Origin of the sequence: Paractinoplanes durhamensis, assembly GCF_016862175.1 — a bacterium.
Lineage (GTDB): Bacteria > Actinomycetota > Actinomycetes > Mycobacteriales > Micromonosporaceae > Actinoplanes > Actinoplanes durhamensis.
Genome location: NZ_BOML01000025.1, coordinates 80,582 through 99,264 on the forward strand (window position 1 = coordinate 80,582; position 18,683 = coordinate 99,264).

Genomic DNA, 18,683 nt, shown 5'->3' on the forward strand with positions numbered 1-18,683 from the left:
ATACCGGATGCCCGTTGAGGTCTGCGGGAGGCCTCTGCGACCATTCCGGGGTGTCGTCCTACCCCTCCGCGTTTCCCGAGCTCGGCGAGCAGGAGAACGAGCTCTTCGCCAGCGCCTTCTACGAGTTCGGCCCGGCCCAGTTCGCCCGGGCGTCGTCCTACGGCTCCCCGCAGGAGGTGCGAGCCGGCGACGTCCTGTTCGACGTGGGTGACGAGGACTGCGATCTGATCCTGGTCGGCACCGCGACCGTCGAGATTGTCCGGATCCCGGTGTCGACCTCCGAGGAGGAGCTGTTCCTGACGGCCGGGCCGGGCCAGTTCGTCGGCGAGATGAACCTGCTCACCGGTCAGACCCGCCTCCTGGCCGGCCGGGTGACCGCGCCGGGCGTGATCCACCGCATCGACCAGGCCGCGTTCCGGCTGCTGATGGCGCAGGACACCGAGCTCAGCGACCTGCTGCTGCGCGGCTTCCTGGCCCGGCGGCTGCTGATGCAGATGCGGTCCGGCCGCAACCTGCAGGTGATCGGCGACGTCGGCACCGGCCCGGGGATGGCGTTGCAGACGTTCCTGGCCCGGCAGGAGCAGCCGCACCTGTGGCTGGCGGAGGAGTCCGACGACGGGCAGCAGGCGATGGCCGAGGCCGGCCTCACGGCCAGTGACCTCCCGGCGGTGGTGACGCCGCGCGAGACCCTGCGGAAGGTCAATCCGGGCATCCTCAGCCAGCATCTCGGTCTGACCTATCGGCGGACCCCGAAAGGGGTCGCCGACCTCACCATCGTCGGCGCCGGGCCGGCCGGGCTGGCCGCCGCCGTCTACGGCGCGTCCGAGGGCCTGGAGACGGTGCTGCTGGACGCGGTCGCCACCGGCGGGCAGGCGGCCGCGAGCTCCCGGATCGAGAACTACCTGGGCTTCCCGTTCGGCCTCAGCGGGGCCGCGCTGACCGGCCGGGCGGCGGTGCAGGCGCTGAAGTTCGGCGCCCACCTGGCCAGCCCGTGCGGGGTGGCGTCGCTCGAGCCGGGCCCGGACGGCCACCTGATCACCCTCGCCGACGGCGTGGCGATCCGGACCAGGACGGTGCTGGTCGCGACCGGCGCCGCCTACCGCAACCTGCCGCTGGAGGGCTGGCCCGGGTTCGTCGGCAACGGCATCTACTACGCGGCGACCGAGCTGGAGGCGCAGGCGGTGGCCGGGCTGCCGGTGACGGTGGTGGGCGGGGCCAACTCGGCCGGTCAGGCGGCGATCTACCTGGCGCGGCGGGCGGCGCACGTCACCCTCGCCGTACGCGGCGCAGATCTTTATTCGAAGATGTCCAGCTACCTGGTCGACCGCATCCTCGCCGATCCGGGCATCACGGTGCGGACCGAGACCGAGGTGACCGGGCTGAGCGGCACGCAGCGGCTGGACGAGATCACCCTGACCACGGCCGGGCTGCCCGACCCGTGCGGCTGCTTCGGCCTGTTCTGCTTCATCGGGGCCACCCCGGCCACCGAGTGGCTGACCGGCGTCGCGCTCGACGAGAACGGCTTCCTCCCCACCGACGTGCAGCTCGGTGAGCGCTGGACCGGCACCACCCGCGCGCCGTTCCCGTTCGAGACGAGCGTCCCGGGCGTCTTCGCGGCCGGCGACGTCCGTTCCGCGTCGATGAAGCGGGTGGCGGCCGCCGTCGGCGAGGGTGCGAGCGCGGTCCGGTCGGTGCATCAGGCCCTCGCGGCGTCCTCCTGACGGGGTCCGCCGCCGTGCCGATGATCATCGCGGCGGGTAGGGTCCGATAGATGTCGAACGACCCCACTGTGAAATACGAGCCGGCCGACCCCGATGGCCTGGTGGTCGCCGCCCTCACCGGCGAGCTCGACATCGACCGCGCCGACGAGGTGCGCGACGATCTGGCCGCCGCGTCGGCCGCACCGGGCTGCCGTTTCCTCCGGATCGATGTCAGCCGGCTCGACTTCATCGACTCCTACGGCCTGGGCGCGCTGGTCAGCGCCCGCAACAGCGCGGCCGCGCACGGCGTGACGATGACGTTGGCCGAGCCGTCCCCGCCGGTCCGCAAGGCGATCGCGGTGACCGGCCTCGGCGACGTCTTCGGTTTGTGATCGGTTGAACGGTCGCCGCGGTCCGTCCGTATTCGCAGGCGTGCGGGACTGGCGGGGAGAGTAAGCGTGGAGGCGCGCATCAGCGTCGACGGCAGCAACGCCGATCGGGTCGCCCTCTGGGACTGGCTGTTCGACGACCCCGATCTGCGCGACCTGCTCGGGCGGGACGCCAGCATCGAGGTCAACAGCCTTACCGAGTACGTGGTGAGCGTCGACGGCCCGGGCGCCGCGATCTGGGCCGCCCTCGCCCATTCCCTGGCGATCTGGCTCGGCCGCTGCCGGGCCGCGCTGGTCATCGCCGGGCCCTACGGCGCGACCGCCGTGGTCACCGCCGGCCAGGAGGTAGCCCTGCGCCGGGTTCTCGGCGTCCGGGAATTCTCAACCCCGGCCTGACCCCGCCGATCACCCTGGTCGACCTCTCCGGGGTCCGGAAAACGCGCAACCGGGCGGCACCCGCACGGGCACTTGTCGTGCACCGTACGCCCGGCAATCTTCTCTCCATGCCCGGCCGAGAACGCGGCCGGACAACGCGGGGGAGATTGAATGTTTCGCAAGTCCGTGTACTCGCTGGCCGCTGTGATCGCCGGTGTCGGTGCCGCGCTCGCCGGATCCGCGGGGGCCGCTCAGGCCGCCGACTCGGTCCCGACGACGCCCGCCAAGACCGCCTGCGTGACCAACGCGAAGCTGGTGCCGAGCTGCAACGTGCTGTGGGGTGCCGCCGCCGGCGGCTTCACCGGCAAGCCGCGGGACCTCGAGCTGCGCAACTGGGAGAAGCTCAGTGGCCGCACCTCCACCATCTTCCACACGTACCACAAGGGTGACGAGAAGTTCCCGACCGCCGGCGAGATCGCGATGACGTCGGACCCGGCGAACCCGCGGGTGCTGCTGATGAACTGGCGCGTCGAGTACGGCTCGAACTGGCACAACGTCGCCGCCGGCAAGCTGGACCGCCGCATCGACGCGTTCGCGAGCCGGGTCAAGTCGACCTACGCGAACAAGAAGTTCTTCCTGATCCTCAACCACGAGCCCGAGGACGACGTCCGTCCGGCCGCCCGCTCGGGCATGACCGCCAAGGACTTCGCCGCCTCGTTCCGCCACGTCATCCAGCGTCTGCGCGCCCAGGGCGTCACCAACATGGTCAGCGTCGTCGCCTACATGGGCAACGAGAAGTGGATGGCGCAGTCCTGGTGGAAGGACCTCTACCCGGGCGACGACGTCACCGACTGGATCGGCCTGGACTCGTACGTCAGCGCCGAGCCCGGCTACTACCACCACGGCCTGTTCGGTGACCTGGTCAACCGGCGCGCGCCGGGCGGCGACGGCTTCTACGACTGGGCCGTCAAGAACCACAAGAGCAAGCCGATCATGATGGCCGAGTGGGGCGCCTACCACCGCGTCAACCGCGTCTTCGACAAGTCGGCGCAGTTCAACAGCGTGCTGCCGGAGCTGGCGAAGCGCCCCGCGATCAAGGCGATCGTGTACTTCGACACCAAGCGTGACCAGTTCGGCGACCGTGACATCAGCATCAACAGCTCGGCCCGTAGCCTCGCGACCTTCCGCAAGCTGGCCGCGAACCCGCTGTTCAACGTGCAGGTCCGATAGTTGTGATAGCCGCCCGGCATTCTGCCGGGCGGCTATTTTGATTATCGGCCCAGGTCTACCGGCAGCTCGTCCAGACCGAAAACGATCGAGGCCCGGCGGAACTTCAGCTCGGCCGGCGGCACGGCCGGCTTCATCGCCGGGAAACGACGGACCAGGGCGGGGTACGCGATCCGCAGCTCCATCCGGGCCAGTTCGGCCCCGATGCACCGGTGGATGCCGTACCCGAACGCGACGTGTGACCGGTTCGCTGCCCGGCCCGGGTCGATGCTGTGCGGGTCCGGCCCGAACTGCACGTCCCGGTCGGCCCCGCTGAGCGAGCACATCACCACGTCCCCGGCCCGGATGTCGGCGTCGCCGATCCGGACGTCACGCACCGCGACCCGCGGGAACGCCACCTGCACCACGGTCAGGTAGCGCAGCAGTTCCTCGACCATCGCGTCGACGTCCTCGCCGGCCCGCATCTTCTCGGCCATCACCGGGTTGGCCATCAGCACCAGGGCACCGAGCGCGATCATGCTGGCGCTGGTCTCCAGGCCGCCGGTGAGCACCCCGTCGGCGACCCCGGCCAGCTCCCGGTCCTCGATGTCGTCGCCGTGCGCCCGGATCAGCGCGCCGAGCAGCCCCTCCCCCGGTTCCCGGCGCTGCTGCTCGATCAGCCCGCCGATGTATTCGAGCGACTCGCCGATCGCGCCGAGCGCCGCATTGCCGCCCGCGCCGAGGTCGAAGCGGGTGGTGCTGAGCTCCTGGAAGTACTCCCGGTCGGCATACGGCACGCCGAGCAGCTCACAGATGGTGAGCGCGGGGATCGGCAGCGCGAAATCGTGCCACAGGTCCGCCGTACCGTCGGTAGCCGCCAATGCGTCGAGACGGCCCGCCACGATCGACTCGATGCGCGGCTGCAGCCGCGCGAGTCGCCGCATGGTGAACTCCGGGGTGAGCATCTTCCGCAGCCGGGTGTGGTCCGGCGGGTCGGCGAAGCCGAGGCCGCCCGGGTCCCGTTCGACGGTGATCCCGATCCGCCCGGCGAACCGGCCGAAGTCGTTGCTGTAGGTGTCCACGCTGCCCAGCACCGCCCGCACCGGTTCGTAGCCGGTGACCAGCCAGGCCCGCATCCCGAACGGCAGCGGAAGCCGGCTGACCGGCTTCTCCTCCCGGAGCTGCCCCATCTTGGCCACCGGGTCGAGCCCGTCCCGGTGCAACGGCCAGAGGATCTTGTCGGGGAGCATGGACAGCCCCGCATAGGGCCCGTTACCACCGGTGAAGCGACGGGCCACCATTCCTAGGACCTGTGACCGCACCGCCGACACCATCGACGTCATGCCCACCGCGTTCCTCCACCCCTCGCGTGTTCGGAGCATGATCACACGCGTCCCTCGGTTTTCACCGCAGTCCCGCCATGAAAATCCTCACGTACCGGTGTCACCCTGTCTGCCACCTGGCCGCATGCCGACAGCGCCGCATTATTTCCACGCGACCGGGTGCACTCCGTGGTGGGATGCATCGACGCCGAAGGGGCAGGGATGAAGTTCGAGATGCCGGTGGACGCCGCGGACGGCGAGCGCATCCAGCGGGAGCTGCACGAGCATTTGATACTGCCGACCGAGTCGTCGGCACCGCCAAAGACAGTAACCGGCCTGGACATCTCCTACGAGATCGGCAGCGAGCGCGCGGTCGCCGCGGCGGTCACGATCGACGTGACCACCCGGGCGGTGCGCGAGGTCGCGGTGGCCGAGGGCAAGGTCCTTTTCCCGTACGTTCCGGGCCTGCTCGCCTTCCGCGAGATTCCGCTGCTGCTCGAGGCCATCGGCCGGTTGACCGCGGAGCCGGAGGTGCTGGTCTGCGACGGCTACGGCATCGCGCATCCGCGCCGCTTCGGACTGGCGTGTCACCTGGGCGTCCTGCTCGATCGGCCGGCCTTCGGCGTGGCCAAGACCAGCTTCATCGGCACCGGCGACGACCCGGCCCCGGCGCGCGGCGAGTGGTCGGCGCTGAGCGACGGCGGCGAGGTGATCGGCCGGTCGGTGCGCACCCGGACCGGGGTGAAGCCGGTCTTCGTGTCGGCCGGCCACCGGATCAGCCTGGCCGACGCCACCGAGCTGGCGGTCGCGCTCAGCGGCCGCTACCGCATCCCGGAACCGACCCGCCAGGCCGACATCATCTCCCGCCAGGTGCTCCGCGGCGAGCCTTTCCCCAGCTGGCAAAGGGGGTGACGGCCGGCCCCCTTCGCGATGGGGGCCGGCCGCCACGTCTAGTTTGGCAGGGTCAGCCGGGGATGCCGTTGACCGGCGGAACGGTCAGCGTGCGCTGCTCCGGCGTGCCGCCCAGGACGATCTGGCGCAGTGCCGAGTTGTTGGTGGTGCTGAGCTCGGCCAGCTTGTTGGCCGGGTTGGCCAGTACCTGAATGTAGTACGTACCGTTCGGCAGATCGGTGATCTCGAACGACTGGCCGGGTCGTGACTGGCTGTAGGTGTCGCCGTTGCCGATGTCGAGGACCTCACGCACCGCGATCACCGTGTTGGCGCCGCAGGAGGTGGAGAGGTCGGTGTTGTCCGGCCGCCACTTGGCGTTCGGCAGGGTGTAGTCGACCGCATCGGTGTTGGCCAGGCAGAACGCCTCCTTGCCGCTGCGCTCGACCTGCTTCTGGTCGGCGCCCAGCAGGTTGTACTGCGCGAAGTCGGTGAAGTGCCAGTGCTTGTGGCCCTCCCGGTTGTCCCACTCCATGGTGCCCGCGGCGGTCGAGCCGACCTGGTTGCCGCTGGCGTCGAAGAAGTACTGGTACGCGTCCATCAGCTCGGTACCGGTACGCCGGAAACCGTCCACGAGCAGCGGCGACGTACCCCCGTTCCACACCGTCGCGCCGAAGTTGACGTACCACTTGCCGTCCGCCTCACGGGAGAGGTCGATCCCCCAGGCCGGCAGGGACCGCAGGTCGGGCCGCGGCCCGCCGGTCGGCTTCGCCTTGAGCGTCACCGGCCGCTTGGCCGGCGCCCGGTACGCCGAGTTGAACTCGGAGACCTGCACACCGGCGCGCGGGTTCTCGTCGGCGACGACCTCGGCCTTGCGCGCGGCCAGGCCCTTGCCGCCGTTGTCACCGTCGATCACGGTCAGGCTGACGGTGGCCGTCGACTGGTCGGCGGGGATGCCGAACAGCTGCTGGTAGGCCGGGTTCACGGTGGCGGTGGCGGTGTAGCTGCCGAGCGCCAGGTCGAACTGCCCGCCCGGCTGGTCCGGGACCGAGGCGTCCCAGCCCGCCTGCACACCCCAGACCGCGCCGAGCGCGAACGGGTTCTCCCCGCCGCACTGGGTCGGATAGGGCGAGGTGGCCGGCGCGTCCGGCCGGGTCCGCGCCGAACCCCACGTGTTGCCGCAGAACGACGTCTTGTAGGTGGTGACCACCTGACCGGCCGCGTCCTTGATGGTGATGCTGGTGAAGTCCTTGAGGCCGGTCAGGTCGGTGACCATGCCGGCCGGCATGGCGACCTTCTTCTTCTTGCCGTTCTGCACGACGACCCGCTCGGCCGCGACCGGCTTGTCGTAGCCGGTGCGCTTCGCCCAGATCTCGAACGGGTCCTTGCCCGCGATCACGTGCAGGCCGAGGTCGAAGTACAGATAGACCTCGTCGTCCCACACATAACGCTCGGCGGTGACCGCGTTCGTGGCCGCCACGAACTGCATCGGCGGCGGGTTCGCCGCCGCCTGTGCGACCCCCACCCCCGCCGCGGTCAGCACCAGCACGCCGGCGGCTGCCCCGTACGTCAGAAGCTTCCTCATCGATGTCCTTCCCGGTTGGAACCCTGTCGGGGGAACATCCAAAAGGGAGAGTTGTGCGTTTCCTGTGAAGGAAACGACCGTTGGCACGAATTCGGGATGGTCACCGTCATCGGCCGAAAGTCATACCGGATGCCGTCGAATCCAGCTCAGGACGGATGCCCCGGGTTGCGCCGACCGGGCAGGCTGTCGGCCATGACAATCGACGACGACAACCGGCCGGAGCGGCAGCGGGTCATCCTGACCGGCATCAGCTCCCGGGCCTGGGAGCATCCCGCCGACCGGGGCGCGCTCACGGCGCTTCGCGAGCTGCGTGGCTTCGACGACCTGGTCAAGGCGTTCTTCGGCATGTGGAACGAGCGGGGGTTCCGCCTGTCGTACCTGGCCGGGGCGATCCGGGTCGACCACCGACAGTACCCACGCGTCTATCAGCGCTTCACCGAGGCGGCGAGAACCCTCGACATCGAAGACCTTCCCGAGCTGTACGTCGAGCAGGCGCCCGTCATCAGCTCGAAGGCGATCGGGATGGACCGCCCGTTCATCGTGATCAGCACGGCGGCGGTGGAGAAGCTCGACGACGAGGAGCTGCGCACCCTGCTGGGCCGCGAGCTCGGCCACGTCCGCAGCGGGCACGCCGTCTACCAGACGATCCTGACCATCCTGACCCGCTGGGTCACCAACATCAGCTGGATCCCGGTGGGGGCCCTCGCGCTGCGGGCGATCATCGTGGCGATGTACGAGTGGTGGCGCAAGGCGGAGCTGTCCGCCGACCGGGCCGGGCTGCTCGCCGCGCAGGACCCGGCCGCCTCGATCCGGCTGTTCATGAAGTCGGCCGGCGGCGGGGACCTGTCGCAGATCGACACGGCCGCGTTCCTGGAGCAGGCCGCCGAGTACGAGGGCGGCGGCGACCTGCGCGACAGCATCCACAAGCTGGGCATGACCGCGTTCAGCAGCGAGCCGTTCCCGGTGGCCCGGGCGGCCGAGCTGCGCCGCTGGGTCGACTCCGGGGAGTACGCCCGGATCCTCAGCGGCGACTACCCGCGCCGCGACGACGACCGGAACGCCTCGGTCACCGACGCGGTCAAGGACGCCGCCGCGAGCTACCGGGACACGTTCCGCGACTCGCCGGACCCGCTGGTCAAGCTGGTCCGGAAGGTCGGCGGGGGCGCCGCCGACCTGGCCGGTTCGGCTCGGGACTGGGTCAGCGGCCGCTGAGGAGATCGTCGTGGGCCGCCATGCTCTCCTGGCGGCCCACCTCCTCGCGCAGGATCGCGCTGTTCAGCCACTCGTCCGGGATGGCGAACGCGTCGACCAGCTCACCCATCCGCGGGCGGAGCTGCTTGAGCAGGTCGTTGACCTTGCCGGTGACCGCCTTCGAGCGGGCCGGCGTGATCCGCCCGTGCTCCAGGAACCAGCCCTTGTGCGCTTCGATGGTGGTCAGCGCGTACAGATCGCAGATCTTGGAAAGAAGGGTTTTGGTGTCGCCGGAAGCCCGGTCGATGCCGGCCACGAACGCCTCCAGGACCACCCGGTCGACATGCGCAAGAGCAACGTCAAGGACGTGATCCTGTACGTCGTTGAAGATGTCGAACGGGCGGTCCTTCTTCTGCGCCGCGCCCTTGCGGAGTCGCCGGATCACCCCGTCCAGCAGGTGCTTCTCCCGGTCCTCGAACATCCGCAGGTGCCAGCCGCGGTCGGTGAGCGCGACCTCCTCGTCCCGGCCCGGCACCGCGTCGACCAGCCGCTGGATCAGTGACCGGGCGGCGGTGCGCTCGAGGACCATCTCGCGCACCTGCTCGGCCACGAACGCGGCCCGCCCCCACCCGTCGAGCGAGCCGAACGCGTCCCGGTAGCCGGTGAGCAGCCCCTTCGCGACCAGCTGCAAGAGGACGGTGTTGTCGCCCTCGAACGTGGTGAACACATCGGTGTCGGCCTTGAGCCCGGCCAGCCGGTTCTCGGCCAGGTAGCCGGCCCCGCCGCACGCCTCCCGGCAGGCCTGGATGGTGCGGGTGGCGTGCCAGGTCTGCACGGCCTTGAGCCCGGCCGCCCGCGACTCCAGCTCCCGTTGCCGGTGCTCGTCCACGTCGCCAATTGCTGTTTGCACCTCGTGCAGGGCGACCGTCAGCTCCTCCTGGGCGAAGGTCAGCGCATACGTGTGGGCCAGCGCGGTCAGCAGGATGCGCTGGTGGGCCAGGTAGTCGTTGAGGGTGATCTCGCGCGTCTCGCCGGGCGCGGTGAACTGCCGGCGGCTCTCGCCGTAGCGGACCGCGATGGTCAGCGCGCTCTTGGTCGCCGCCGACGACGAGCCACCGACCACGATCCGGCCGCGGACCAGGGTGCCGAGCATGGTGAAGAAGCGCCGGGTGTCGTTCTCGATCGAGCTCGTGTAGGTGCCGTCCGCCGCGACCTGGCCGTAGCGGTCGAGCAGCTGGGCCCGCGGCACGCTCACGTGGTCGAAGGAGATCCGGCCGTTGTCGACGCCGAGCAGCCCGGCCTTGTGGCCGTCGTCGCCGATCGTCACGCCCGGCAGCGGATTGCCCTGCTCGTCGCGGATCGGCACCAGCCAGGCGTGCACGCCGTAGCTCTTCCCGCCGGTGATCAGCTGGGCGAAGACCACCGCGATCCGGCCGTCCCGCGCGGCGTTGCCGATGTAGTCCTTGCGGGCCGACTCGTGCGGGGTGTGCAGGTCGAACGTCTCGGTCACCGGGTCGTACTCGCAGAGCGTGCGCAGCTGCTGCACGTCCGAGCCGTGGCCGGTCTCGGTCATCGCGAAGCAGCCCATCAGCTTGGCCGCGATGATGTCCGGCAGGTAGGTGGCGTGGTGCTGCTCGTTGCCGAGCGCGACCACGGCGCCACCGAACAGCCCCCACTGCACACCGGCCTTGACCATGAGCGACAGGTCGAGCTGCGCGAGCATCTCGGCCGCGGCCACCGAGCCACCGGGGTCGGCGCTCCCGCCGTACTCCTTGGGGAAGGCCGCGCCGACGCCCGGGTCGGTGGGCAGCTCGGTGATCAGGCGGGAGATCCGCGCCCGGGCCTGCTCGATCGTCTCGCCGGGGACCGCGACGAAGTGCGAACCGGCGAGTTGCTTGCGGGCCTCCTGGCGCACATGCGCCCAGCGACCGTCGAGTGCGTCCTGAAGACCCGTCATGGGTACGAACTGTACCCATGCAGGTAGTCTCCGGGCTGTGAAACGGGACACGATCGCCGCCCGCCGGGCCGGCGCCACCGACGACCGGCGCCGGCGCATCGTCGAGGCCGCCACCCGCGCGATCGAGGAGCACGGCACCGACGCCGGCCTCGGCGCGATCGCCGACCAGGCCGGCGTCCCCCGCCCGCACGTCTACCGGCACTTCACCGGCAAGGACGACCTCGACGAGGCGGTCGCCCGGCACGCGGCCCGGATGCTCAGCGCCTGGATCCGCCCGTCGCTGACCGCCAGCGGCACACCGTCGACGGTCATCCACGGCCTGATCGACCGGGTCCTGCAGTGGGCGGTCGAGCACCCGAACCTCTACCGCTTCCGGGCCCGGCTCGGCTCGCCGGCCGCGGTCGACGAGCTGGTCGACGCGCTCGCCGCCTACCTGCGGGCGGCCGGCTACGACACCCGCCCACCGGCCTACGTGATCGCCGGGGTGGTCGGCATGGTCGACGCCGGCATCGTCTGGTGGCTCGACCACCCCGACGAGACCGGCGCCGGCGCCCTCGGCACCTGGCTGGCCGACCAGGTCCTGCTGGTGCTGCAGGACATGCTGCGCCGCATCGGCCTGCCGGTCGACCCGGCCGCCTCGCTCAGCCCGCTGTCCGGACCACCGGACAGCTGAAGGTCGACTGCCGGATGCCGCGCGGGTGCCGCGGAGGTCCCACGGGATCCGGTCGTCGGGCCCTGGCGACCGGCTCGGCGGGGGGCATGGTGGAGGTGTGGGGCCACGTTCCGGCACGGCATCATCGAGCACGAGTTCGCGGGAGCCGCAACCGTGGCCGTGGATGGCGCTCGGTGTGGCCGATCCGCGGCGATGGTTGCTGGAGCGTGCGGAGCCGGCCGCCCGATGGGTCACCCTGACCGCAGTGCTCAACCGTCCGGCGGACGACCCGGAGGTGACCGCGGCCCACCGGGCGGTCGTAGCCGATGCGCCCACGCGGGCGCTGCTCGACCGGATTCCGGACTGGACGGCAGGCGACAAGCTCGGCGGCCACGACAGCCCGGGGTTCGCGCCGAATCTGCTGATGATGCTGTTCGATCACGGTGTAACGCCGGGTGACGATCCGCGGATCGGCCGGCTGCTCGATCAGATGCTCGACCACCGGGACTGCGAGGGGCGCTTCGAGTCGTACGCCGCACGGCGGGCGAGCGAGGCACCGGTCTGGGGGGCGCTGCTCTGTGACAGCCACGCGGTTCTCGACGTCCTCGTCCGTGCCGGCCGAGCCGCTCACCCGGACGTCCAGGCCGGTTTGCGACGCCTCGCCGCTGACATGACGAATACGGCACAGGGCCGGGCGTGGCCGTGCCGCCCGCATCCGGTCACCGGATTCCGCGGCCCTGGGCGACGGGATGACTTCTGCCCGCAGGTGACGCTGGAGGGTCTACGGGTGCTGGCCGGTGCGCAGCCACCGTTTCCACAGGCGGAGGAGGTATTGGCGGTCGCTCAGGTTGCGTTGCGGGCCTGGCGGATGCGCTCGACCGAGAAGCCGTACATGTTTGGCCACGGCACGGCGTTCAAGACCGCCAAGTGGCCGCCCACCTGGTACGGCGCATACGCCGTCCTTGATGCTCTCGGCCGCTACCCGGCGCTGTGGCGGGGCGGGCAGGCGGACCCGGCCGACCGGGCCTCGCTGGCCGAGTTGGCCGCCTGTCTGGTCCGGTACAACCTGAGCCCGGACGGCACGGTGACGCCCCGTGCCGCCTTCCGGGGTTTCACGTCGTTCTCCTTCGGCCAGAAGAGGACACCGTCTGGTTTCGCAACCGCCCGGGTCCTCGCGGTGCTCCACCGCCTCGACGAGCTCGCAACCGACGCGGCAGCCGTCGACGTGAGCGCACTGGGCAGCTCGAAGGGTGGCCTCGGCACGGCCCGCCCACCTGCCTGTTGATGACGTTTGACCGACCGACGTGGACCAGCGGACCCCGAAGGTGGCCGGATGACTGCCGCACATCGCGGGGCTGCTCAGGCCTGCCCGGCGACGCGGGCCCATCGGCCCTGTCTCGCCACCCGATCCGAGCGCACCGTGGAAGACAAGGCCGCCAACCACCGTTACCGCTTCGCCCCGGTCGGGACGAGATCCACGAGACGAACTTATGTGGCAGTCATGACGAGACGTCGTCACCAGCGCTGAGGAATCGCTCGGTATCGAGATTCCCGACGCCGCCTCGGCGGCTGAACCTCGGACGACCAACAATCCGCTTGATACGGCTTAAATCCGCCTGCAGGAGGAACCGATGCCGACGCTATCCCAGCGCCTCCGCGAGTTGATGAACGACCCTCGGAGCAAGCGCCTCATTGAGCAGGGCCGACGCGAATTGGCCAAGCCGGAGAACAAGCAGAAGGCAAAGCGGCTGCTGGGCAAGCTACGCGCTCACCGCACTCAGGGCCGGTAGAACCGCCGCGGGCGATGTGACTCCATCCGGGCCGCTACCGGCGGGTGCACGGTCCCGAGATCGTGACCACACTGCTGGAGATGGCCGACGACGGCCAGACCCGGCCGACCCCGTCGGACGCCTGGCACCTCTTCCTCAGCGGCCTGCGGCAGCGCTTCCGGCTGCCATCCGGCCGGCCGCTAGCGGTGATCGCGGCGGTGCTGATCGCGTCGATCGTCGGCGGCTTCGGGGCGGCGGCGGGCTCATGGGCGGCCGAGCGGACCTTCGCCGACCTGCCGAGCCAGGCCCGGGTCGAAGCGCTGACCAGGCAGGCGTCCCCCGGCGACGACTACTCCTACGACCGATCCACCTCGGCGTGGGGAACCGACACGACGATGGGCGCGCTGACCGTCTCCGACTGGGACCCGGCCTCCGCCCGTGACCGGTTCGCGGCCGACGGCTGGCAGGTCACCACGGTCCGGGACATGAGCGCCGGCGCCTTGGCATACACCAACGACCCCGCCACCGGGTCGATGACGCCGCTGCCGGTCCGCGGCAGCCAGTTCGACGCCGTCCGGGACGGGGTGTTCCTCCGGGTCACCGGCTACGTCTCGCCCGGCCACGGGACCGTGTCGGTGATGCTGTGGCCGGACGACACCGCGGCGATGCTGCCGCTGATGCTCGCCGGGGCCGTGCTCGGGCTGGTCGCCGGCTGGATGCTGGCCGCGGCCGGGGCCTATCGGATGCGGCCGCTGCCGGCCGGTCGCCGCCGGGTCGCGACGGTTCTGACCGGACTGGCCGTCACCGCGCTGGCGCTACCGGCGTTCGCTTTCTACGTGAACATGACGCGGGTGCTGGGCCCCTCCGGGTCGTTCGTCAACACCGTGCACAGCGCGCTCAACGCGAGCCCGTACTGGTCGTACAGCACGCCGCGGATGTTGCTGCTGCTGACCGTGACGGGCGCGGTGCTGGCCGGCGCGGCCTGGGCGACCATGGGCCGCCGCGGCCGATCCACGCCGGCCGCCGATCAGATTCCGACCACCGGGTAGACCGGCACGAACGGGGGCCGGGGGCCGCCGCCGTCGACGCGGCGGCCCCCGGAGTTTCGTCAGCGCGCTATGCAGCCGCCGTCGACGTAGAGCTCGGAGCCGATGATGAACGAGGACTCGTCGCTCGCCAGGAAGACGATCGCGGCGGCGACCTCGTCGGAACGACCCAGGCGGCCGAGCGGGGTCACGTCGATCAGCGGGGTGCGGTCGATGTCGCCCATCAGCGGCGTTTCGATGAAGCCCGGGTGCACGCTGTTCACCCGTACCCCCAAAGGCGCCCACTCGACCGCGACGTTCTTGGTGAGCGTGCGCACCGCGCCCGCCTGGCACCCCCCGAGACACCCGCCACCGGGCAACGTCACTGCCAACGCCCTGACCAAGCTGACCGGCCTGGTCGGCACACTGACCCGCTACGGCGACGCGAGCGTGGTGGCCGCCGCGATGACCTCCCGAGGCGAGGCCAGGCGAGCCGACCTGGTCGCCCTCGTCGGCGGGCGGAAATTGTCGGACCCGGGTTCTACGCTGCCGGCGTGAGCATGAACGGGAACTGGCTTCGGCTTACGCCGGCCGAGTTGGCGCACGCCGCTGAGGATCTGCCGTGGGCGCAGGATCACGCCTGGGCGGCCTACGAAGCGGGCAGCCCCCGCTGGTTGTGCACCGAGAAGACCTGGCACGCCCTCAGCTATCTGCTGGGCCGGCATGGCCTCGGCATCTCGATCGTCTTCGGCGAGGAGTCGTTCCGCGAGGAGCCGGAAGCCTCCGAGGAGACGGACGACGAGGAGTACGGCGACGAGGAGTACGGCGACGAGGACGACTGGGGTTACGGGCCGCCTCGCTATCTGACACCGGCGCAGGTCGCGGCTGCGGCGGCGGCCATCGCCACGCTCACCGAGGCGGATCTGGTCCGCGGCGTCGACCCGGGCGAGCTGGCCCGGGCGAATGTCTATCCGGAGATCTGGAACGACCCGCGCGAGCTGGCGTGGGCGGTGCACTACCTGCCGGAGGCCCGGGAGTTCTTCGCGGCCGCGGCCAAGGACGGGGACGCGATCCTCTGCTGGCTGGATTGACCTTGCGCCGGAGTGATTGCCGCCCGGCAACTATGGGTATCCCCCGATCGTTGGCACGACGATGTGGAGGCTGTCATGGCGTTTGACGACAAGGTTGACAACAAGGCCGAGGAATTCGGCGGCAAGGTCAAGGAAGGCGTCGGCAAGGCCACCGATGACGAGCAGCTCGAGGCCGAGGGTAAGGCCGACCAGAGCAGCTCGAAGATCAAGCAGGCCGTGGAGAACGTCAAGGACGCCTTCAAGTCCTGAGCGATCCCCCACCCGCAGGCCGTCGTCCACACCGGACGTCTCGGATCGCCGCCCAGTGCGGCAATGACCTGCTGAATTAATGAACGGCCTGGCGGTTCGCCAGGCCGTTCGGCATTTCCCGATAAGCCGTGGGTGGCTCAGCCCTCCGCGGCCAGTGCCAGCAGGTGGGCGGCGAAGCCGTTCGGGGCTCGGCCGTCGGGGCGGGCGCTGGTGCGCACGGGGCAGCCGGCGTCGGTGACCACCCGGCCGCCGGTTGCGCGGACCCGGGCTACCAGGCCGCGGTCCTCGTCGTGGCGCAGCTCCGGGAAACCGCCCGCCGCCGCGTAGGCGAAAGCGCTGAAGCCCAGGTTGGCGCCGTGGATGTGGCCGTGCCGGGCGCCCGCGACCAACCCGCGGTAGCGGCGCTCGTAGCGGCTGGGCAGCGGTCCCGCCCAGCCCGACCAGTCGCCCACCTCGACCGTGCCGGCCACCAGGTCGGCGCCGCCGCGGGCATGATCCAGCTGCCATCGCAGCCAATGCGGCGGCACCCGGCTGTCGGCGTCGGTGGTGGCCAGCCAGAGCGCACCGGCACCGATCGCCCGCGCGATTCCGGCGGCCCGCGCCCGGCCGACGTTTCGCTCCTCGATCGTCAGCACCTCGGCGCCCGCGGCGGCGGCCACGGCCGCCGTCTCGTCGGTGCAGGCGTCGGCCACCACGATCAGCCGCACCGGGACCGGGGCGATCTGCTCGGCGGACCGGTGCAGGGCGGCCAGGCAGGCGGGGAGCAGGGAGCGTTCGTTGTGGGCGGGCACCACGACCGCGACGCGGTGCATGGTCAAGCCAGGCCTGCGCGCTGGGCGACCGAGCGGCCGTCGCGGCTGAACACCTCGAGCACGAAGTCGGCCTCCTCATGCCGGGTCAGGCGGTGCAGGCCGGGCCGGGCGGACAGCGCCGCGTGCACCTCGTCGCCGGAGCGGGCGTGCTCCTCGACCGGGTGCCGCCAGTGCACGGCCACCAGGTCGCCGTCCGGGGCCAGGGTCGACACGGACCGGTCGAGCAGCGTCGCGAGGTCGGCGTCGGCGAAGTAGTAGCCGAGCTCGGACAGGACGATCAGGTCGAAGGTCTCGTCCGGCCACTCGTGCGGCATGCGTGCGGCCCGGACCGTCACGTGCGGCCGGTCGGCGACCCGCGCGGCGGCGGACTCGACCGCGGCCGGGACGGCGTCGACGGCCAGGAGGCGGTCGCAGCGGGCGGCCAGGCGGGCGGTCAGCATGCCGGTCGAGCAGCCGGGCTCGAAGGCCGACCGGTAGCGGCGGGCCGGCAGGGCATCGACCGTCAGCGCGTGCTTGCGTGCGTCGTACCAGCGGGTTTCGAAGCTCCAGGGGTCGGGGTCGGCGGCGTACATCCGCTCGAAGTAACTGATCGGCGTGGTCATTCGAAGATCACCTCGAACGGGCGGGCGAAGCGGGCGAGCACGTGCGGCGGCAGGATCGCGGCGTCGGCCTCGGCCGGCCCGAGCGGCGCGATCTGGCTGGGGAAGGCGGCGATCGCGGCGGCCTTCGCCGCCTGCGCGGCCGGCGGCAGATCAACGCGGCGGGCGCGGTCCCAGGGCACGTCCGGATCATCGGGGTACGCCCAATGCCACGCCCAGATCGGATATTCGAGCAGGCGCGCCCCCGTCGCCGCACAGGCCCGCGCCGTGGCCCGGCCGACCGTCTCGTGGTCGGGGTGCCCGTCGCCACGCCAGGTGGTCAGGCACCACCGGCCCGGCGTGAGCAGCCTGGCGAGGTCCGCGGCCAGCCTTTCCTCGTCGATGCCGCCGTCGGGCTGCCCGAGCCGGTAGACGGTGGTCGTGACCCGCAGCCGCCGCAACGCCTCGTCGGTCTCGGCCTGCCGGATGGCGGCCAACTCCTCCTGCGGGTAAACGGTCGACCCCGGATGCGAGGCCTCCCCATCGGTCACGGCGACCAGATCGGCCGCGCCGAGCATGGTCATCAGCCCGGCCACCCCGAGGATCTCGTCGTCGGGGTGCGGCGCGACCACGAGCGGCGGCCCGGGCGGGTCGAGCGACAACGCCGGCCACTGCTCCATCGCCGCCCAGGCACGCCACGTGCCTTCGGTCGTGCCTTCGCCGGCAATCGGCCTCACCACTGCCCTTCCCCCTCCGCGAGCAGGCGGCCCAGCTGTTCGAGGTCGGCCTCGGCGTGGCTCTGGCGCAGGTAGACGGTGAGGTCCGCGACCCGGCGGGCGTGGTCGGGGTCGCGGCACAGCGGGCCGGCCCCCAGCGCGCGGCCCACCCGGTCGAGGACCTCGGTCGCGGTGGCCTCGACGGTGGCGCGGACGCGCAGGGCCAGCCGGTGGGCGTCGGCCTTCGGGTCGGCGTCGATCCGGGCGGCCGCCTCGTCGAGAACGGCCCGCGCGGCGCCGAGGGCGACGTCGACCGCGCCGAGGTGGGCCAGGGCGTGCGGGCCGGGGTCCTTGCGGCGGGCCGCCGACAGCAGGGTGTCGGCCACCCCGAGGGCACCACCGAACCAGCAGGCCGCGACGCCTACGCCGCCGTGCCAGAAGCCGGGGCGGTCGACGTACGCGCCGGGGTCGCCGACCGGCCGGGCCGGCGCGTCGGTGAAGCGGATCGTGCGGCTGTCGCTGCCGGCCATGCCGATCGCCGGCCAGGTGCCGTCGAGCGGGGTCGCGTGCGGGTGCTCGGTGCGGACCGCGAACAGCCGGATGCCGTCGTCGGCGGCCGCCGTCACCAGTGCATCGGTGCACCAGGCCGCGCCCGAGCACCACGGACGGTCGCCGGTGAGACGCCAGCCGTGGGGGCCGTGCTCCGCGCGTACCGAAGAAGGCGCCGCCGCCCAGACCCCCCAGCGCTCGCCCGAGCGGTTTTGATCTTGATCGAGATCGCCGAGCTCGGCGCGGATCGCCACCGCGTCCACGTGGCCCTCGGCCAGGCGGCAGGTGACGAGGTCGGCGCGGCCGAGGGCGGTGAGGCCGCGCAGGCGCTCCGCGGTGGCGCCGTGGCCGGGAAGGGGCAGGTCGGGCAGGTCGGTCATCGGCACGGCGAGCGATTACCCCTACCGTGGCCGGTCAACCGTGGTTCGGCCGGGCACCTGCGGGTATCGCAAGGTCATGCGTGTGGTGTTCGTCGGGGCGACCGGAAATGCTGGAGCTGCGCTGCTGGCACCCGCAGCGCGACGCGGTGGCGGCGCTGCGGGAGATGGTGTCCGGCATCGCCGAGCGCTCTCACCAGGCGGCGAGCCCACCGCTGTCCGCCGGATTGACGGGTCGGCGCTCCCGCTGAC

The 18,683-nt window shown here is 71.4% G+C and carries 21 protein-coding genes; 13 read left to right on the forward strand and 8 right to left on the reverse strand.

Annotated features, from left to right (window positions below; all coding sequences use genetic code 11):
- Positions 1–50: 50 nt before the first annotated feature.
- The 4 genes from Adu01nite_RS15230 (at position 51) to Adu01nite_RS15245 (ending at position 3,694) form a co-directional block, all read left to right on the forward strand.
- Positions 51–1,721, forward strand: coding sequence for an FAD-dependent oxidoreductase (locus tag Adu01nite_RS15230; protein WP_203727488.1), 1,671 nt, complete (start codon positions 51–53; stop codon positions 1,719–1,721).
- 50 nt (positions 1,722–1,771) lie between these two features.
- Positions 1,772–2,092: an STAS domain-containing protein gene (locus tag Adu01nite_RS15235; RefSeq protein WP_203727489.1), complete on the forward strand. Its 321-nt coding sequence runs from the start codon at positions 1,772–1,774 to the stop codon at positions 2,090–2,092.
- Positions 2,093–2,158: 66 nt separating this feature from the next.
- Positions 2,159–2,485, forward strand: a complete 327-nt coding sequence (locus Adu01nite_RS15240) for an effector-associated constant component EACC1 (protein ID WP_203727490.1) — start codon at positions 2,159–2,161, stop codon at positions 2,483–2,485.
- 150 nt (positions 2,486–2,635) lie between these two features.
- Positions 2,636–3,694 carry a glycoside hydrolase family 26 protein gene (locus Adu01nite_RS15245; RefSeq protein ID WP_203727491.1) on the forward strand — a complete coding sequence of 353 codons (1,059 nt, stop codon included), beginning with the start codon at positions 2,636–2,638 and terminating at the stop codon, positions 3,692–3,694.
- A gap of 41 nt (positions 3,695–3,735) precedes the next feature.
- Here Adu01nite_RS15245 and Adu01nite_RS15250 read toward each other — a convergent pair whose 3' ends face one another.
- Positions 3,736–4,992, reverse strand: coding sequence for a cytochrome P450 (locus Adu01nite_RS15250; protein ID WP_239132427.1), 1,257 nt, complete (start codon positions 4,990–4,992; stop codon positions 3,736–3,738).
- Positions 4,993–5,226: 234 nt separating this feature from the next.
- On the opposite strand from Adu01nite_RS15250, the gene Adu01nite_RS15255 reads away from it, so the two are divergent.
- The gene (locus Adu01nite_RS15255; protein ID WP_203727528.1) at positions 5,227–5,904 is read left to right on the forward strand and encodes an endonuclease V; all 678 of its coding nucleotides are present in this window, start codon (positions 5,227–5,229) and stop codon (positions 5,902–5,904) included.
- Positions 5,905–5,956: 52 nt separating this feature from the next.
- Here Adu01nite_RS15255 and Adu01nite_RS15260 read toward each other — a convergent pair whose 3' ends face one another.
- Complete coding sequence (locus Adu01nite_RS15260) at positions 5,957–7,465, reverse strand: lysyl oxidase family protein (protein ID WP_203727493.1); 1,509 nt, start codon at positions 7,463–7,465, stop codon at positions 5,957–5,959.
- A 192-nt stretch (positions 7,466–7,657) separates the two neighbouring features.
- On the opposite strand from Adu01nite_RS15260, the gene Adu01nite_RS15265 reads away from it, so the two are divergent.
- Entirely contained in the window at positions 7,658–8,677 is a 1,020-nt protein-coding gene (locus Adu01nite_RS15265; protein WP_203727494.1) for a M48 family metallopeptidase, read from the forward strand.
- On the opposite strand, the gene Adu01nite_RS15270 is transcribed toward Adu01nite_RS15265, so the two are convergent.
- A complete protein-coding gene (locus tag Adu01nite_RS15270) occupies positions 8,664–10,613 on the reverse strand; it encodes an acyl-CoA dehydrogenase family protein (RefSeq protein WP_203727495.1) in 1,950 nt (649 codons plus the stop codon). The two genes, Adu01nite_RS15265 and Adu01nite_RS15270, sit on opposite strands and share 14 nt — an antisense overlap.
- Positions 10,614–10,650: 37 nt before the next feature.
- On the opposite strand from Adu01nite_RS15270, the gene Adu01nite_RS15275 reads away from it, so the two are divergent.
- The 3 genes from Adu01nite_RS15275 (at position 10,651) to Adu01nite_RS15285 (ending at position 14,083) form a co-directional block, all read left to right on the forward strand.
- Positions 10,651–11,286, forward strand: a complete 636-nt coding sequence (locus tag Adu01nite_RS15275; RefSeq protein WP_203727496.1) for a TetR/AcrR family transcriptional regulator — start codon at positions 10,651–10,653, stop codon at positions 11,284–11,286.
- 163 nt (positions 11,287–11,449) lie between these two features.
- A complete protein-coding gene (locus tag Adu01nite_RS15280) occupies positions 11,450–12,550 on the forward strand; it encodes a hypothetical protein (RefSeq protein WP_203727497.1) in 1,101 nt (366 codons plus the stop codon).
- A 567-nt stretch (positions 12,551–13,117) separates the two neighbouring features.
- Complete coding sequence (locus Adu01nite_RS15285; protein ID WP_203727498.1) at positions 13,118–14,083, forward strand: hypothetical protein; 966 nt, start codon at positions 13,118–13,120, stop codon at positions 14,081–14,083.
- A 59-nt stretch (positions 14,084–14,142) separates the two neighbouring features.
- Here Adu01nite_RS15285 and Adu01nite_RS15290 read toward each other — a convergent pair whose 3' ends face one another.
- The gene (locus Adu01nite_RS15290; protein ID WP_239132428.1) at positions 14,143–14,397 is read right to left on the reverse strand and encodes an SDR family NAD(P)-dependent oxidoreductase; all 255 of its coding nucleotides are present in this window, start codon (positions 14,395–14,397) and stop codon (positions 14,143–14,145) included.
- Here Adu01nite_RS15290 and Adu01nite_RS15295 point away from each other — a divergent pair.
- From Adu01nite_RS15295 to Adu01nite_RS15305, 3 genes are all read left to right on the forward strand, one after another.
- On the forward strand, positions 14,390–14,617 hold the full coding sequence (locus Adu01nite_RS15295) for a hypothetical protein (protein WP_203727534.1): 228 nt from the start codon (positions 14,390–14,392) through the stop codon (positions 14,615–14,617). The genes Adu01nite_RS15290 and Adu01nite_RS15295 overlap by 8 nt on opposite strands.
- A 2-nt stretch (positions 14,618–14,619) precedes the next feature.
- Positions 14,620–15,150 carry a DUF1877 family protein gene (locus Adu01nite_RS15300; protein WP_203727529.1) on the forward strand — a complete coding sequence of 177 codons (531 nt, stop codon included), beginning with the start codon at positions 14,620–14,622 and terminating at the stop codon, positions 15,148–15,150.
- Between the two features lie 75 nt (positions 15,151–15,225).
- Entirely contained in the window at positions 15,226–15,399 is a 174-nt protein-coding gene (locus Adu01nite_RS15305) for a CsbD family protein (protein WP_203727500.1), read from the forward strand.
- Positions 15,400–15,536: 137 nt separating this feature from the next.
- Here Adu01nite_RS15305 and Adu01nite_RS15310 read toward each other — a convergent pair whose 3' ends face one another.
- The 4 genes from Adu01nite_RS15310 to Adu01nite_RS15325 are packed head-to-tail and all read right to left on the reverse strand — an operon-like array spanning position 15,537 to position 18,434.
- Positions 15,537–16,211, reverse strand: a complete 675-nt coding sequence (locus Adu01nite_RS15310; RefSeq protein WP_239132435.1) for a glycosyltransferase family 2 protein — start codon at positions 16,209–16,211, stop codon at positions 15,537–15,539.
- A 2-nt stretch (positions 16,212–16,213) separates the two neighbouring features.
- Positions 16,214–16,813, reverse strand: a complete 600-nt coding sequence (locus Adu01nite_RS15315) for a class I SAM-dependent DNA methyltransferase (protein ID WP_203727502.1) — start codon at positions 16,811–16,813, stop codon at positions 16,214–16,216.
- A complete protein-coding gene (locus tag Adu01nite_RS15320) occupies positions 16,810–17,529 on the reverse strand; it encodes a PIG-L deacetylase family protein (protein WP_239132429.1) in 720 nt (239 codons plus the stop codon). Before Adu01nite_RS15320 ends, Adu01nite_RS15315 begins: the two co-directional genes overlap by 4 nt.
- Positions 17,523–18,434 (reverse strand): acyl-CoA dehydrogenase family protein, encoded by a 912-nt coding sequence (locus Adu01nite_RS15325; protein WP_203727531.1) that lies wholly within the window; start codon positions 18,432–18,434, stop codon positions 17,523–17,525. The genes Adu01nite_RS15320 and Adu01nite_RS15325 overlap by 7 nt, the downstream gene beginning before the upstream one ends.
- 107 nt (positions 18,435–18,541) lie before the next feature.
- Here Adu01nite_RS15325 and Adu01nite_RS15330 point away from each other — a divergent pair, with 107 nt between their 5' ends.
- The gene (locus tag Adu01nite_RS15330) at positions 18,542–18,682 is read left to right on the forward strand and encodes a hypothetical protein (RefSeq protein WP_203727503.1); all 141 of its coding nucleotides are present in this window, start codon (positions 18,542–18,544) and stop codon (positions 18,680–18,682) included.
- Position 18,683: the final 1 nt, after the last annotated feature.